Raw genomic sequence first — 15088 nt, 5'->3', positions numbered from 1 at the left:
TCTGACTCGCTGAGGTTCACAGCGTCTGGCCCGGGCCGCTGCTCTTCCCCCCGGTGCGGCAGCAGCAGAGGCCGCCCCGAACGCTCCGGGCGGGGAGTGTGACGGCCCCTGCCTGGCGCCCGGATCAGTCCTCTGCTCCGTCATCGTCGAGGTCGACCGCGTCGGGGTCGCGCAGGGGCCGCCGCCGTTTCGCTCAGCGGTGCCAGGGGTCGTCAGGCGCGTCCTCTGGGTCGGCGTCGTCGACAGGAGCGTCGGGGTCGCCGACCTCGTTGGGGCCCGCGTCGTCGTCCGGATCCAGGTCCTCGGGGTGCCTGTCGCTCATGGTGCGTCCTCTCGTGATGGGGCGCTCGATGCGCCCGTCGACCCATCAACGAGCCGTGTGATCAGTCAGACACGCTCCGCGAAGGTGCACCCTGTCCATACGTCCGGGACTTGCCCAACACCCGCATCGCCGAGGTTGGCCAACTACAGGCGCTGCGGGTCGGCCGGGCCCGTCTTGGACCAGGCGGGGAACCTCTTCACCTCCGAGGACGAAGGTCACAGGGTCGGCAAGGTCGCGCACGGCGTCGCCGCCACCGTGGCGGGCACCGGAAAGACCTGGTTCGCAGCCGATGGCGGCAAGGCCGTCGAAGCGGAACTGAACGCACTGGGCAAGCTGGCCGGTGACGGCGCCGGAAAACTCTACATCGCCGACACCGCGAACCGACCTGTGCGCATGGTCACCCCAGACGGGACAATCAGCACGGTGGCGGGCAACGGCACCCCGGGCAGTGCGGGAGACGGCGGGCTCGCCACGTTTGCCCAGCTCCACCTCATCACCGGACTGTCCAGCGACCACGCCGGCAATCTACTCATCGCCGACCTGCAGGAACATCGCGTACTCCTGGTGGTCCGGGCCGCTGTGCCCCCGTCAAAGTCTCGTCCCGTCAAGACTCTCTCCGGCTAACGGCCATCTCAACAACGGACACGCCCGGCCGGGCCGGCCCTTCGGCCAGCGACTCCAGGTGGAGGCCCGTGACACCAATGGCAAGCTTGTCCCCGATGCCCGTATCCGGTTCGAGGGCGACGCCGGAACCGGGCCGATGTACACGGTGAACCCGAAGCCCGGCCGTGCCGCCGAGGCCCGCACGGACGACAAGGGGCCTCGCCACAGCCTCTGAACTCGTTGCGAGCCTCACCCGGGCAAAGCCACCGCCAGGGTCACAGCTCCTGACAGCAAGGGTCACGCGCCAGCGCACTACACCTCCCACGTCGACCCGGCGACCTGACGGATGCCACCTGGGATGGTCGACACGCCACGTATGGGCGCGCATGTGCCGAGTGGGGCGGCTGCCGGGATTTGGGTATCGGCAAGACACCGACCTCGAACCGAGGAGATCAAATGCCCCGTAAGGTTGTCCGCGTCCTGCCGACCAACGGTCGGAAAGGCCTCCCGGCGGACGTCGAGATCTCTCCTGACTTCCCGGTCAAGGAAGTCTGGTTCGGCGAGGTTGCCAGCAGGATCACCGACGCGAAAAGGTCACATTCAAGTACAGATGACTTCCTCGAGACCGTCGCCGAGCCGGTGCTTATCGCGATGTCAGGCGTCAACCCCTACATCGATACAAGGAAGGCGAGCACCGACAGTTGCATCTCACTCCCCATACCGACCGCCATCTCCCTGCCGACGACAGCCGGCACGTCAAACGGATAACATAGATCAAAGGCCACAACCCGCAGGGCTCGCGCCCGTTGACGGATGAGCGGCGCCAGTGCGAGTACGTCCCACATCGGGTTGGCCACCGTACTACCGGCGTTGGGCGGTGCGGGGCTGCCGCAGCCACAGCAGCCAACCGGCCAGGTGAGCGTCCGCGCCGAACAGCAGGATGTTGGCAGGGGAGCCGGGAACGGGCCGGGTCATTTTCCCGATGAACACTGCGAGGATGATGACCGCGATGGCGCGGGCCCAGCGCGTCTGTTCGGGGAGGAACGCCCAGGCCCCAAGGTACGGTTTCCAGAAGCGGGGGGGGGACTGGCGGCCGCCACAGCACCCCCGACCGCCGCGCTGATCAAGACCCTGGTGAGGCTGTTGCTGCCGAGTGTGTAGCCGGTCGCGACCGACGCGGCCAGCAGTGCGGCCGCGGTCCCCTCGATGGAGGCGATGGAGCGAACCGCGCACTTCGGGTTGAACGCCCACAGCACGGTGCGGGCCGTCAGGACCGGTTCGGAGCGGTAACTTGGCCGGCCGCGGTGGCTCACGGTGACGGTTTCGAGCGCGAAGAGGATCCGCTGCCGATGGGCGGCGTCGTCGCGCACGATGCGCACCAAGGCGCCCACCGCCTCGGCCTTTGTGAGCTCGGCGCTGCTGGACAGGGGGTTGACGGCGTGGTCCAGGGCCATTTGCACAGTGAAGCAGGTGGCACAGACAGTCCGCCGCCGTCTGCTGCGCTCGGAGGGGATGAGCGGGAGGCTGAGTCAGGAGACGGCCTCGAGCACTTGCCGGCGGAGAGCCTTCTCCTCGGCCTTGCGCTTCTCAGCGAGCTGGTCCTGGTACGCCAGGGCAGCCTGCCGGTGCCGCTCCACGAACCCGTCGGAGTTCAGCCGCTGTTCAGCAGGCATGGCCTTCACCGCGGCGATCGCGTCCTCGGGCGAGGCGCGTACGGCGCAAGCATCGGGTTGATCTGGTAGACACCGGCCCGCTGCTTCTTCACCAACTGCGCCAGGTCCAGGTGCCGTAGCGCCGTGTTCACCACGGCCCGGCTCATGCCAGACGCGTTGTGCCCCCTCTGGAGGGACACAACTTGGAGGGACACAACTTCCGCCTACCCGCCGCGTGTCCAGGACCGTCGCCCAGGCGCGGTCTGGGGCAGCCAGGTGTCGGTATCGCGCCGGGTGAGATGCCGACGCGGCCCGGCCCCGGGCCTGTACTGAGGTTTTCGGTTTGGGGTGACGTCATGGCGGCTTCGTGATCAGTTTTGTCTCGGCGATGAACCCGTCGAGCAGGTCGGGCCGGTACTGCATCCGTTTCAGGCGAGTGCGGACCAGGTCGGCCAGGTCATCGATGCTGCATGGGGCGAGGTTGCCCAGGCTCTTCTTCAGATGGGCCCACACGCCCTAGGCCTGGTTGAGATCGGGGCTGTAGGTGGGGAAGCGGAAGACCGTCAGCCATGGCCGTTTCCCGATCAGCTCGCGCATGGCCGCATCGACGTGGTGGCTGTAGTTGTCCCACACCAACACGATGTTGCCGCCGAGCTGCTGGTGCGCGGCATCCAGTAACGCGGCGAAGTCCCGCTCCCTGAAACCCTTCTTCTCACCTTTGCGACCGTGGTGGACCAGCATCCGAAAGACCAGCCGGGTGCGCTGATCGGCCTTGCGGCAGACCAGGCCTGCCAGAGAGATGCGGCCCGAGCCGGACGCCCGGACCCGGACCAGCGGCGGACGGCCACGGCGGGACCAGGTGCATGCCTTCGGCGGGCGCAGCAGCTGCCCTGCCTCGTCCGCGAAACACAGCCAGGCGTCCTGGTCCCTCACCGTCTTTCCACCCGTGGCCACGTCTCCTTGGTCCACGTGGCCACGGCCTCCTCGTCGCGTTCGGCAGCCCGCCGCACCGGCACCTGGACCGAAAAGCCCATCTGCCGCTCTGCTGTGCCCGTTCCTGCGGCCCGTATGGCGCTAGCATCGGGGCCCGTGATCGTATGGATCAATGGCACCCACGGCGCAGGCAAGACAACGACCAGTGCACTCGTGCAGCAACTGATCCCGGATTCACGGGTGTTCGACGCCGAGAAGGTCGGCGAGACGCTCATGGACATCACGCCGGGGCTGCCCGAGACGGACAACTTCCAGCACTGGCCGCCGTGGCGGCCGCTCGTCGTCGAGACCGCCCGCCGCGTACTCGACTACACCGGCGGTGCTCTGGTGATGCCCATGACTGTCCTGGTTGAGCAGTACTGGCGCGAGATCAGCATGGGTCTCGCCCAACATGGCATCGCGGTGAGGCACTTCGTCCTCCATGCTGACGAGGCCACTCTCCGCGGGCGCATCGAGGGGGACACTGTTCTTGGCCCCTCCCCATTCCGTCTCAAATACCTTGAGCCCTACGCCGAGGCGGCTCGCACGTGGCTGCACGACGAGGCCGAGGTCGTCGACACCACACACCTCACGCCCGCCCAGGCCGCCCTGCGGATCGCGGAGGCCGTCAAGAGTTGAGGTTCGCCCGCCACGTGAAAACAGCCGCGGGTGGCAACGGGGAACGGCTTTCCGCTAAGTGGGTCTGTCCAGCCAGCGGTGTAACTCTGGCCCGTGGGGTCCAGGCTCATGATGGCCATGTAGACGCATTTCAGGGCTGCGGCCTCGTTCGGGAAATGCGCACGGGTTCGGGCGGCTTTTCGTATGCGAGCGTTGACCGACTCGATCGCGTTGGTACCCGGTATGAACATCGGTGGAGGCCCGTTCTGGTACTGGTGTGACGGGAAGCTTTCGTCGCCGTACGGTGCGACCGTCCGGGCCAGGGGCACCCGGGGATTCAGCATGGGCAGGCCGGTGTTGAACGATGGGCTGTGCGCCCGAGTTAGTAGTTGGCCGCCCCTGCGACCTGCCAGGATGCGCTGCGAGCGCGGATCCGTAGGTGTCGTTTCGCCCAGCTGGTCGCCAGCCGTGTGAGAGGGAGCAGAGGGAGGCGGCCATGGGCCGCAAGATCGGAATGGATATTCATCGCGACTTCGCCCAGATAGCGATGGTCGAGGACAGCCTCCTCCGGGATGCCGGGCAGATCGGCTGCCGCCCGGAGGAACTGCGGGCCTGGGCCGCGACGCTGCGCGAGGACGACGAGGTGGCCCTGGAAGCCACCGGCAACTCAGAGGCGATTGCGCTGCTGCTGCGTCCCAAGGTGGCGAGGGTCGTGGTGTCGAACCCGCACAAGACCAGGGCGATCGCGGAAGCCAAGGTCAAGACCGACAAGGTCGATGCACGCATCCTCGCCCAGCTCCTGGCGGCGGACTTCCTGCCCCCGGTGTGGCTGCCCGACGAGCGCACGAGCCGCCGGCGACGGCTGATTGCGCGACGCTTGCACGTGGTCCGGCAGCGCACCCGGATCAAGAACCAGGTCCAGTCGATCCTGCACCGCAATCTGATGCCCCGGCCCCGGTCGGCGACGCCTTCGGCACTCGTGGCCGTGCCTGGCTGCAGCGCCTCGCGCTGCCGGACGACGAGCGCGAGGCGGTCGACGCGCTGCTGCGACAGCTGGACTTCCACGGGACAGAACTGGCCGAGCTGGACCGACGAGTCGCCGTCGAGGCCCTGGATGGTCCGGACATCCGTCGGCTGATGACGATCCCCGGTGTCGACGTCAACGTCGCTCAGTCGGTCACCGCGGCGGTCGGCGACTTCGCGCGCTTCCGCTCCGCCGACAAGCTGGTCGCCTACTTCGGACTCAATCCACGCGTGCGCCAGTCCGGCGGGCTGCCGGCCGCCACCGGCCGGATCACCAAGACCGGCCGGTCCCAAGTCAGGGGCATGCTGGTCGAGGCGGCGTGGGTGGCACCTCGCTCCCCGGGCCCTTTGCGCGCGTTCTACCAGCGCGTCAAGGCCCGGCGTGGGATCCAGGTCGCGATCGTCGCCACCGGCCACAAAATGACCACCCTATGCTGGCACTTGGTCACCAAGGGCCAGGACTATGCCTTCGCCCGGCCCAGGTTGGTGGCCTTCAAACGGCCCAAGCTTCAGCTGCAGGCCGGCGCCGAGCGTCGCGTCGCCCGCCGCGGTCTGGGTTACGAGTACAACGACAAGACCCTGCGCCGCCATGAGCGGGAGATCGCCGAGCAACAGGAGCGCGCCTACGCGGTGATGACGGCCCACCGGCAGCCATGCGGCCCCGCCACAGCTCAGAAGAACACCACGTAAACCTGCCGCGGCTTGCCGATTTCATCCGTGGCAGCCCGCGTAACGGAACGACGCTCGGATCAGGTGACGACACAAGTCTGGGTGAGCGTCCGGGGCCAGACTGCCGATATGGGATCGGGCAGGCCATTAAGCCCGTCGCAGACGAATATACACACGCCCTCGACACTCCGATTCTTGATCTCGGTCAGAACCTGGAGACCGGGTCCAGTGGCCGGTTCAGCCACTCGGCCATCCCGTCAATGACCTTGTCGGTGATGGTCGAGATGGTCTGCTTGGACACGCTCGCGCCGTAGACCTCGGCCAGGTGGGCGGAGATGTCACCGTGTGTCAGACCACGCGCGGACAGCGACAGGACCATGCTCAAGTGGAAGGTACCCGCGTTGTTGCCCGTGTCCCCAAGTCCGGGCGCCCCTGAGCGAGTTCGCGCTCGGAGGCGCCCGGCCGAGTCAGTGCTTGGTCGGGACGACCGGGTTGGACGGGGATGAGGCGGGGCCGGTGCCTACGCAGTTGGTGGCCGATACGGTGAAGGTGTAACTGGTTCCGGGAGTGAGGCCGGTGACGGTGGCACTGGTCTGGGTGCCGCTGACCGTCGCGCTACCTCCGGGGGAACCGGCGACCTGGTACTGCGTGATCGAGCAGCCTCCGTTGTCGGCCGGCGCTGTCCAGGTGACGGTCGCCTTCCGCGCACCGGCGGTGGCGGTCACGTTGGTCGGGGCACCGGGCAGGGTCTGGCCGACCTGCGGCGCGAAGAAGTCCGACATCGTGGTAGCGCCACCGTCGTTGCTGGTCAGCGGAGCGAGACCCCATGCAGACTCGATCGTGGCCAGCCAGGAGAAGTGGTTGTACGGGTTGGTCGAGTGGTAGCCGGCCGTGGTCGACTTGCTGATGACGATCGACGCCACCTGATTGTTCTGGGTGCCGTCGTCCTCGTCCCACACGATGTTGAGCACCGAGTTCTGGCTGGTGAAGGCGGGGGAGTTGAGGATGGTCGGCACGTTCTGCGACAGCCAGGTGTCGCCTTGGGTAATCGTGCCGTCGTGCATGTCGTCGATCAGGTTCGGAGTGATGAACGCGTAGTTCGGTGTGGTGGCCGTCGAGCCGAGGTCGGTGGCGAGCTGGGTGTACGGCACGTCGTTGTTGCACTGCGACGTGGTCTGAATGTCGGTGTAGTAGACGAATGGGTTGTGCCGTACCGCATACTCGCCCGAGTCGGACAGCGTGCAGGGTGCCGGCATCGATTCCTCGTATGCTTTCCAGGTCTTGCCGGCCGGGGTGATCCTGTCCGCCGCGATGTTCGGCTGGTTCACCGTGCACTGCGAGGGATTGCAGTCGGTGGTGATGCCGAAGTTCGAACCACCAGTCAGTTCCAGGTAGTTCGGAAGACTCGGATGGCCGACCGCGAAGTAGTTCGACGCGATGCCGTACTTGCTGACCAGCGAGTTGATGTACGGCGCCTGGCTGTTGCCGACGATCTCGTTGTACGAATGGTTCTCCATCAGGATGGTGAAGACGTGGTCGAACGCCGGAACGGCCCCAGCCGCCTGCGCGGACGCAGCGCCATCGGATATTGCCGGCGCCAGGGTGAGGAGCAGCGTGGCCACCAAGGTCAGCAGCCTTCTGGCCAGTCGTCGGTGCAGATGCATGTGCAACCTCCTCCAGTTCGGTGGGGGGCACCCAGCACGGTGATGGAACTGGCGGTTCGGTGCCTCCGCACGCACTCGACCGTTGGCTGAATTTCTCCCTGCGATCCGTCAACAACCCTTCAGTCACTACTGACTTGCTTGTTTACAAGGCGCAGGATCGCCCTGCTCACCGTCTGGCGGGCGGCTCGACCGCGGCGGCGCCGCGGACTTACTGATCGTTTCAGAATGCAGCGTCGGGCCAGACCGTTGTGCGCTGCGCAGGTGCGATCTCGACTGGGCGGGAAAGGACGGGGCGCCTGACGATTCAGTGGCGGCTCATGCGGCTCGCCTAGGCCGGCAATCTCATCCCACGCACCGCGACGAGGATCAGCCTATGCGCAGCAGCACCAGGATCCGCTTGATCAAGCCCGCCGACGCGGCCCCGATCGCCGCGCACCGGGTGCGGGACGTCGAGGCTTACCGGCCGTGGGAACCGGGTCCAGCCAGCCGACTTCTTCACGCCTGAGGGCCAAGCGGAGCGGATCGATAGCCTGCTGATGTGAGTGCTGAGGCGTTGCTTGCCCCGTCGGCCAGCAGGGTGTCCGTGTGCGAGGTGGCGAGGGTGCTGAAGAACGCGAGGCCGAAGCCGAAGCCGAGCGGCAGCAGCGCGGGCAGGACGTCCACGGCACAGCTGCCGCCCGCCGGTACGCGGCCGAGCGCCGCGAGACCTGCCGCGATCAGCGAGAGGACTGGAAGGAGTACGGCACGGGGACCGAAGCGCGCGATCAGCTCGGGCGAGAGGCCGAGGGACAGGGCGCCGATCGCGACCGAGACCGGGAAGATGCCGAGGCCGGTGTGTATCTCGTCGAGACCGAGCGCCTTCTGCAGGTAGACGACGCACAGGAACTGGAAGCCGAAGATCCCGGTCACGATGAGGGCCTGGATACCCATCGCCCCCGAGACGTTGCGTGAGCGGAACACACGGAGCGGCAGGAGTGGGTGGGTCGCCTTCGTCTGGCGGGCGACGAATGCCAGGATCAGGACGAGTGCCACGGCGCCGAAGCTCCGCGTGTGTGCCGAAGCCCAGCGATGGTCGGTGGTCTCGACGATCGTGTAGACGCCGAGCATCAGTGTGGAGGTGACCAGGCGTGCCCACGGCGTCGGTCCCCTCGCCGAGGCCGACACCCTGCTCGGGTGTGAGTACGCGCCAGGCCGACAGCATGGCCATGATGCCGATCGGGACGTTGACGAAAGAGATCCAGTGCCAGCTGATGGGCCGCGTCAGGGCGCCGCCGGCGAGAAGGCCGAGCGAGCCGTCGGCGGACTGGACGAAGCTGTAGACGCCGATGGCTTTGGCCCGCTCCTTCGGCTGCGGGAACAGGGTCACGACCGTGCCGAGAGTGACGGCGGAGGTCACCGCACCGCCGATGCCCCGGACGAACCGGGAGGCGAGCAGCATCGCCGGGTTCTGGGACACGCCGCACAGCAGGGAGGCGGCCGAGAAGAGGCCCAGGCAGGCGGTGAAGACGCGCTTGCGCCCGATGAGGTCGCCGAACCGTCCGGCAAGCAGCAGGCCGCCGGAACCAGGTTCCTCGTCTCCAGCCCGTCCCAGCCTGACGAGTCGGGTGCCTCAACAGCGCCGTGCCTTCCCGCAACTGTCGTACGCAACAAGGCGGCATCTTCTCGGCGTGGCAAACGCCTTTTCCAGATGCAGTTCACGTTCGCCGCACTATGAGCCTCTACCTAACATGGAATCCTCAGTGGTGGCCCTGCTTACGGGCCTTGCCGCTGCCCTCTTGGACTCCACGAAACTGGTGTCGGCTCTGTCGGCCGGTGTTTTGAGCGGGCAGGTGCGTGCGGCCCGAAGTGGTGTGCAGCGTTCGGGGTGGCCGCCAGGCACGCCGGCCGCTTGCCGTTGAGGGATTGGGGTACTACCGAGGGGCGCCGGGAGACAAGGTGACCCGAATGATGGTGTGCCGTGGTACCTGGCGCCCGGGTGCGGGTTCCTGATTGCACACTCGGCCTGCGGGTGTGCCGGGCTGAGGGCACGCCCGCTGCCGCACGCGCTGTATGCGAAACCCCGCAGCCTGGGCGTTCGACCGGGCTTCAGCCATCGTCTTGCCGATCAGTGAGGGCATCGCGGCTGGAGTCCGGGAAGCGGCATGCCATCCGGTGATCATGTAGGTGGCAAGTCCGGTCACCAGCAGTGCCGTGGTCGCTTGAAGGAGCAAGCGGATGCGCCGCCGGCGCATGGAGCGCGGCTTGCGTGAAGCTCCTCGAAGGGAAGCTCCTCGAAGCGGCAGCAGCCGAGCATGCTGGAGCGCCGGCGGTGGAGCCAGTGGCGAGGTGACTGCTGTGACAGGGCCTGTGAGTGTCTCCCTGATGGCGTCGTGCATCTCTTCGGCGGTCTGGTACCGGTCCGCGGGATCCTTGGACAGGGCACGCAGCACCAGGGTGTCGTAGACGGCGGGGAGCCCTGGAGCGTGGGTGGAGGGGGGCACCGGAGGATCCGAGAGGTGCTTCATGACCACGGCCAGCGGTGTGTCGCCGGTGAATGGAGGGCGGCCGGTGAGCAGCTCGTACAGCAGACAGCCGGCCGAGTACAGGTCCGTGCGGTGGTCCACCTGCTCGCCCCGGGCCTGTTCCGGCGAAAGGTACTCGGCTGTGCCCATAACCGCCGAGGTACGGGTCAGGGTCGTACCGGTCAGATTCACCGACCGGGCGATGCCGAAGTCCATCACCTTCACCGTGCCCTCGTGGGAGAGCATGGTGTTCGCCGGCTTGATGTCCCGGTGGACAATACCGTGGTCGTGGGCGTGCTCAAGCGCCTCCAGCACGCCGGCCGTCAGTTCCAGGGCGTGCTCGGACCCGGTGATCCGATCGTCGCGCACGAGTTGCAGCAACGTGGTGCCCGTGACGTACTCCATCACGAGATACGGCACCGATCCGTCGTCCCCCATGTCCTCGCCGGCGTCGTAGACGGCAACTATGGATGGGTGTCCCAGCAGGGCGGCCGAGACAGCCTCACGACGGAAGCGTGCCCAGTGCTCGGCACTGGCCGCCAGCTCGGGCCTTAGCGTCTTCACGGCGACCGGGCGGAACAGCAGCAGATCATGCGCCAGCCACACCTCGCCCATCCCCCCTTGACCCAGGACCCGTTCCAGGCGATAGCGCCCACCCAAACAACGCGCGTGATCCACTACGCTCCCCCCTTGCTGCCGGTTCCCACCGGGACGGTAGGGGCGGACTTTGTGAGATCTCTGTGATCTCACGCGGGTGGCCGCATACGGTTCCCGACTGTGCTCCCGGTGCACCTGCATCGCAGCCGTGAGAGCCCATCCGTTGGGAAACGGGGACTGGCCGCAGATGGCCCCCTGCATCTGCTGCCACCCAACTGATCGCACCAGCCAGTCAGCTGAGGGAATGCGTTGACGGCAGGTTCGTCCCCCAGGTCGCCGATGAGTAACTCGAGCCGTGAACAAGCGCGCCTCAAACACACACACACACACCACATTCGGGGCGCACAGTTTCAGGCACGGCGCGCTGGTGGCTATGCGGCATGCTCTTCAGCAGTTGGTCGTGCCAGGCATGTACTCGATGCCGCGGTCCGGGAGAGGCCCGGCCCGCTACACACGCCACCGAGCCGCGCGCTGCGACCCCAGCCTCTCAATGAAGTTGAGGTCCCCCCTCCTGACCGCGGTCCGGCAGTCAAGATGGCCCTGACGTTGCTCAATGGCTCCGGCATTGGCTTTCAGCGGCCCCAGTCGGCGAAGAGCCTGTGTCGTCTGGACGCCTTGAAAGGGCCCCGGGGATCGGCCTGCTCCGGGACCGGTTGAACCACACCACCACACCGGAGTGTGGAAGTCGGCGCCCACCTGACGGGACAGCCGGGCTGGCATCGACTGTCCAGAAGGTGGGTTTCGCGCACTCGTCCGGGCGGAAGGATTCCGTATGTCCACTACCAAATCGCCAACGGGTGACGACGCCGAAGGTGACGTGTATGTCATCTCCTTCCCCAAGTGCGGCCGGACGTGGTTGCGGGTCATGATGGCCAAGGCCATCTCGGTCGCCCACGGAATCCCCATGGGCGTCTGCCAGGACCTTAACTTGTCCGATTTCAGCAACATCACCCCGTCTATTCCTCGTATCGTCTTCCGTCACGACGACCGCGTCGAATGGCGCAAGCCGTCTGAACTGTCCCGAGACAAGAGCTACTACCGCAACCGCAAGGTGGTCTTCCTGCTTCGTGATATCCGGGACGTTGCAGTCTCTCACTACTTCCAGCGGACCCTGAGGGACGGAAATCCCTTCACCGGCGGGCTCGACGAATATCTGACAGAGGAAGAGGGCAGCGTCAAGACCTGCTTGGCCTTCTGGAACATTTGGCATGCCCACCAGGACGTACCCGGCTCATTCCTCCTCACGTCCTACGAACAGTTGACCGCCGACACTCATGGTGAACTGGGACGAGTGCTGAGCTTCTGCGGACTACCGACCGTTGACGAAGTGCTAGGCCAGGCTGTGGAGTTCGCCAGCTTCACCTCGATGCACTCCATGGAGGAATCCGACGCACTGGGCACCTGGCGGCTGAGGCCCTCGACGCCCGGTGATCCGGAGTCCTACAAGACCCGGCGCGGCGTCGTCGGCGGGTTTCGCGACTACCTCACCAGCGAACAGACCAGATACGTGCATAGCCTCGTGTGCCAGTACCTCGCACCGCAGTGGCGATCGGCAGCTCTCGCTGCCGATGGCCCGGTCTGCCCTCCGTCGTAATCCGGAGCAAAGGCCCACCCGGAATGCGTAGGTCAACGCGGCTCTCACGCAGATGAACCCACGGCGGCATCGCCGCCATGCGGTTTTCAAGACCCTGGTCTTAGCCTCGCGCTTTCACGGAGCTGACATTCCGGCAGGTAATCAGTGAAGCTAAAAGTGTGTCTGACCAGCGGGAAAAAGGATCATCGAGGTCCTTGTTCCCGTGCCTGTCGGAGGCACTTCCCAGGTGAGTCAGCGAACGAGTACGGCCAGCCCGGGATGATCTGCGCGGCAGCTTTGGAACGGCCGTGGACGTGGCCGAACAGCCGCTCCGGCGAGCAGGCCGCGTCCGAACGCAGCCACGGGGAGACGTCCACGGTGAGCACGATCGCCCGCCGAACCGTGGCAACGACAGCGATATCAGCAGGTCACGCAAGGCATCGGCGTGAAGACGACCGTGGTTCAAAGCCCCGTACAGACAACCGTAGCCGCGCTGGTGCTCGACGAGCAGCGACAACTCCACCGGCGTCCGGGTCGGCCCGTCCGCGCACAGCAGCGCGTCGGAAAGGTCGAAGAACGCATCCGCTCGCGGGGTCAGACACCGGTAGAAAGCCGTCCGAAAGCATGACAGTTCCGCGAACGCATCCCGTTCGCTGGCACGCACCAGCGCACTCATCCCACGGCCTTCCTTGTGAACTCCTCGATCTCATCGCAAAGTTCAGGATCACGAGGAAGGCCGCCTCCCGACGATAAGGAACACGCTTTAAAGGGTGTTGTACGAGGTTGCACTCGGGCAGGTCTGAGGCCGTGAGCGGGGTTGCCTGATCATGGAGGGAGGGCGAGGTTGTGCGTGTGGGCAAGGGCCTGGACCGTGTGATGGAGACCGTCGCCGAGCTGGCGGCAGTCCCGGAGGATCTTGTAGTTCTTCATCCGGGCGATGACGTGTTCCACGTGGGCGTGGACCTTGCGGTGCTCGGCGTTGTCCTCTTCCTCGCCCTTCGGCAGGGGCTGCCCAGGCCGTTTGTGGTGTGGCACCGGTGTTCCGTAGTTGAGGTAGGCACCGTCCGCGGGCACCGTCACTCCTTGGCGGTGCTCGCTGAGTCCAGAGGCATGCCAGGCGTGTGCGTCCGTCGTGGTGCCCGGTACCGGTCGGGTCGCGGCGATCACCAGTCGTGTCTCTGCGTCCATGATGGCCTGTACATGTGCCGAGAACCGGTAGTTGCGGGAGGAGGCGCCCATACCGCGGTCGTGGACCGGGATGAGTGTGCCGTCCACGGTCCACACCCGTTCCGGGGTATCAGCCGGGCGGGAGACCGGTTCCCGTGCCGGCAGCTGTCCCAGCCGCTGGATCACCCGGCACACCGTGGAGGAGGAGAAGCTGAACAGCGGGCCCGGTTGCCGCATGGTCAGGTTCGTGCGGTAGTACAGGGCGACCATCAGGACCCGCTTGGCCAGGGGCAAGGACCACGGCTGGCCCCGCAGCGTGCCGTCACCTGTCGGTGCGCCGAGCTGCTGGTGTGCGGCATCCAGCAGGCGGGCGTAGTCGGTCTCGGTGAAGCCCTTGCGCCGGCCTTTGGCGGGGTCCCGGTCGAGGTGGACGCGGTAGATCAGCTGTGGGCGGTGGCCAGCTTTGGTGCAGATCAGCGCCGCCGTCGAGACACGTTTGGCGCCTGCGGCGGTGACCCGCACCACCGGGGTATGGCCCAGGCGGCCCCAGGTGCGGCCCCAGGTGCGGCCCTTGGGCGGCCTCAGGCCCTGGCTGTGCTTCGCCCTCGAAGCACAGCCAGGCGCCCAAGTCCGCCGCCCTCTTTTTATGACGGGCCACTGCGCGCCCTTCCGAGCGGCGATCTTCGCCTCGTCCCGCTGAGTGGCCTGGCGGGAGGGCACCCGCACGCTCCAGCGATGCGGTGCAGCAGCAGCCCGGCCAGGGTGTACTCGGCACCGAACCGGCGGCGCGTGATCTCGGCGATCCGGGTCAGCGTCCAGCACTGGTCATTTCATCCGGAGGCGCCCGCCGCCAGCGGTTCGCCGACATCCGGGTCACCCTGAACCGTCGGGCCACCTCCCGGTCATTGGCCCCGGCTTCGATCAGGTCAGCGGCTGCGAGCCGGACTTGCGCACGCCGAGCCCGTCCCTCGGCCGTGATTCCACCGCCATCGGGATACCTCGCTCTCCCGGCACAGCGCGGCCCACGACAGGCATCACGGGTCGCGCCCCAGCCGCGTGGTGCAGGCCGTGAGCATCTCTGCCGGGGATCCGGTACAGCACACACTGGCGAAGCGGGCCCTCGGGCACGCTCGGATCCTCGAAGTCGTCGGCCGGATCCCGGGTCATGCCGATCCGGAGCATCACTGCCTGGGAACGAAGGTTGTGGACGGTCGTCGAGGCCACCACTTCCGGCAGCCCGAGGGCCTCGAAGCCGAAACCCAGGCAGGCCAGGGCGGCCTCGGTGGCGTAACCGTGCCCCCACGCCGAACGCATCAACCGCCAGCCGATATCCACCCCCGCGAACGGCATGTCCTCGCCCACCTCGTCCAAGCCGGCCCGGCCGATGAACTCACCAGTCTCCCGCGCTTCGAGCGCCCACCACCCAAAACCTCGCTCGTCAAACTCGGCCTGCATGAGTGCCACCGCGGCATCGCTTTGCTCCCGCGTCAGCAGTTCCCCCAGGTGTTCTCGGACTTCAGGATCGGCGTTCATAGCCGCCCACGGTTCGAGGTCGGACTCCCGCCACCGGCGGAGCAGAAGACGATCGGTACGCAGCTCTGGCATGCAACCCAGCCAACCCGATCAAGATCAGGGTGTCGATCGGTTATGCCGAACCCTACGGTGCT

At 66.7% G+C, this 15088-nt stretch carries 15 protein-coding genes and 6 pseudogenes; 6 read left to right on the top strand and 15 right to left on the bottom strand.

Annotation, left to right across the window (positions count from 1 at the left end; all coding sequences use genetic code 11):
* Positions 1-193: 193 nt before the first annotated feature.
* On the bottom strand, positions 194-322 hold the full coding sequence (locus M878_RS000000100965; protein ID WP_023544161.1) for a hypothetical protein: 129 nt from the start codon (positions 320-322) through the stop codon (positions 194-196).
* A 174-nt stretch (positions 323-496) separates the two neighbouring features.
* On the opposite strand from M878_RS000000100965, the gene M878_RS51135 reads away from it, so the two are divergent.
* Entirely contained in the window at positions 497-946 is a 450-nt protein-coding gene (locus M878_RS51135) for an NHL repeat-containing protein (RefSeq protein WP_158692608.1), read from the top strand.
* Between the two features lie 435 nt (positions 947-1381).
* A complete protein-coding gene (locus tag M878_RS51130) occupies positions 1382-1693 on the top strand; it encodes a hypothetical protein (protein WP_023544158.1) in 312 nt (103 codons plus the stop codon).
* Between the two features lie 203 nt (positions 1694-1896).
* Here the strand turns inward: M878_RS51130 and M878_RS51125 are convergent, their stop codons facing one another.
* From M878_RS51125 to M878_RS51115, 4 genes and pseudogenes are all read right to left on the bottom strand, one after another.
* Entirely contained in the window at positions 1897-2379 is a 483-nt protein-coding gene (locus M878_RS51125; RefSeq protein ID WP_023544156.1) for a hypothetical protein, read from the bottom strand.
* A 75-nt stretch (positions 2380-2454) separates the two neighbouring features.
* A complete protein-coding gene (locus M878_RS99240; protein ID WP_245237985.1) occupies positions 2455-2598 on the bottom strand; it encodes a hypothetical protein in 144 nt (47 codons plus the stop codon).
* A gap of 5 nt (positions 2599-2603) precedes the next feature.
* Positions 2604-2744 carry a hypothetical protein gene (locus M878_RS99235; protein WP_245237983.1) on the bottom strand — a complete coding sequence of 47 codons (141 nt, stop codon included), beginning with the start codon at positions 2742-2744 and terminating at the stop codon, positions 2604-2606.
* Between the two features lie 187 nt (positions 2745-2931).
* Positions 2932-3617 (bottom strand): annotated as a pseudogene (locus M878_RS51115) (transposase); the annotation flags it as partial.
* Positions 3618-3666: 49 nt separating this feature from the next.
* Here M878_RS51115 and M878_RS51105 point away from each other — a divergent pair.
* Positions 3667-4188, top strand: coding sequence for a P-loop nucleotide/nucleoside kinase family protein (locus M878_RS51105; protein WP_031223531.1), 522 nt, complete (start codon positions 3667-3669; stop codon positions 4186-4188).
* A 65-nt stretch (positions 4189-4253) separates the two neighbouring features.
* Here M878_RS51105 and M878_RS95890 read toward each other — a convergent pair.
* Positions 4254-4403 (bottom strand): annotated as a pseudogene (locus M878_RS95890) (transposase); the annotation flags it as partial.
* Positions 4404-4663: 260 nt separating this feature from the next.
* Between M878_RS95890 and M878_RS98725 the strand changes: the two are divergent.
* Positions 4664-5305, top strand: a complete 642-nt coding sequence (locus M878_RS98725) for an IS110 family transposase (protein ID WP_023544149.1) — start codon at positions 4664-4666, stop codon at positions 5303-5305.
* On the top strand, positions 5305-5880 hold the full coding sequence (locus M878_RS98720) for an IS110 family transposase (protein WP_023544148.1): 576 nt from the start codon (positions 5305-5307) through the stop codon (positions 5878-5880). Before M878_RS98725 ends, M878_RS98720 begins: the two co-directional genes overlap by 1 nt.
* A gap of 36 nt (positions 5881-5916) precedes the next feature.
* Here the strand turns inward: M878_RS98720 and M878_RS93260 are convergent.
* The 5 genes and pseudogenes from M878_RS93260 to M878_RS97205 all read right to left on the bottom strand — a co-directional run.
* Positions 5917-6238, bottom strand: a pseudogene (locus tag M878_RS93260) (transposase); the annotation flags it as partial.
* 88 nt (positions 6239-6326) lie between these two features.
* Positions 6327-7523, bottom strand: a complete 1197-nt coding sequence (locus M878_RS46485) for an alkaline phosphatase family protein (RefSeq protein WP_023544146.1) — start codon at positions 7521-7523, stop codon at positions 6327-6329.
* A gap of 495 nt (positions 7524-8018) precedes the next feature.
* Entirely contained in the window at positions 8019-8630 is a 612-nt protein-coding gene (locus M878_RS000000100960; RefSeq protein WP_023544144.1) for an efflux MFS transporter permease, read from the bottom strand.
* A gap of 106 nt (positions 8631-8736) precedes the next feature.
* Positions 8737-9045: pseudogene (locus M878_RS000000100955) on the bottom strand (MFS transporter); the annotation flags it as partial.
* Positions 9046-9433: 388 nt separating this feature from the next.
* Positions 9434-10822, bottom strand: a complete 1389-nt coding sequence (locus M878_RS97205; RefSeq protein ID WP_280923679.1) for a protein kinase domain-containing protein — start codon at positions 10820-10822, stop codon at positions 9434-9436.
* 631 nt (positions 10823-11453) lie between these two features.
* Between M878_RS97205 and M878_RS51080 the strand changes: the two genes are divergently transcribed.
* Positions 11454-12275: a sulfotransferase domain-containing protein gene (locus M878_RS51080; RefSeq protein ID WP_023544141.1), complete on the top strand. Its 822-nt coding sequence runs from the start codon at positions 11454-11456 to the stop codon at positions 12273-12275.
* A gap of 182 nt (positions 12276-12457) precedes the next feature.
* On the opposite strand, the pseudogene M878_RS000000101650 reads toward M878_RS51080, so the two are convergent.
* The 4 genes and pseudogenes from M878_RS000000101650 to M878_RS46475 all read right to left on the bottom strand — a co-directional run.
* Positions 12458-12930, bottom strand: a pseudogene (locus tag M878_RS000000101650) (transposase).
* Positions 12931-13079: 149 nt separating this feature from the next.
* On the bottom strand, positions 13080-13946 hold the full coding sequence (locus tag M878_RS51075) for a transposase family protein (protein WP_342452702.1): 867 nt from the start codon (positions 13944-13946) through the stop codon (positions 13080-13082).
* 283 nt (positions 13947-14229) lie between these two features.
* Entirely contained in the window at positions 14230-14526 is a 297-nt protein-coding gene (locus M878_RS000000101645; protein ID WP_245237979.1) for a helix-turn-helix domain-containing protein, read from the bottom strand.
* Positions 14508-15026 (bottom strand): annotated as a pseudogene (locus M878_RS46475) (GNAT family N-acetyltransferase); the annotation flags it as partial. The gene M878_RS000000101645 and the pseudogene M878_RS46475, both read right to left, overlap by 19 nt.
* Between the last annotated feature and the right edge of the window lie 62 nt (positions 15027-15088).

Origin of the sequence: Streptomyces roseochromogenus subsp. oscitans DS 12.976, from assembly GCF_000497445.1 — a bacterium.
GTDB classification, from domain to species: Bacteria; Actinomycetota; Actinomycetes; order Streptomycetales; family Streptomycetaceae; genus Streptomyces; species Streptomyces oscitans.
Note: the sequence above shows the minus strand (reverse complement) of the source record. Positions and strands in the feature narration are given on the sequence as shown.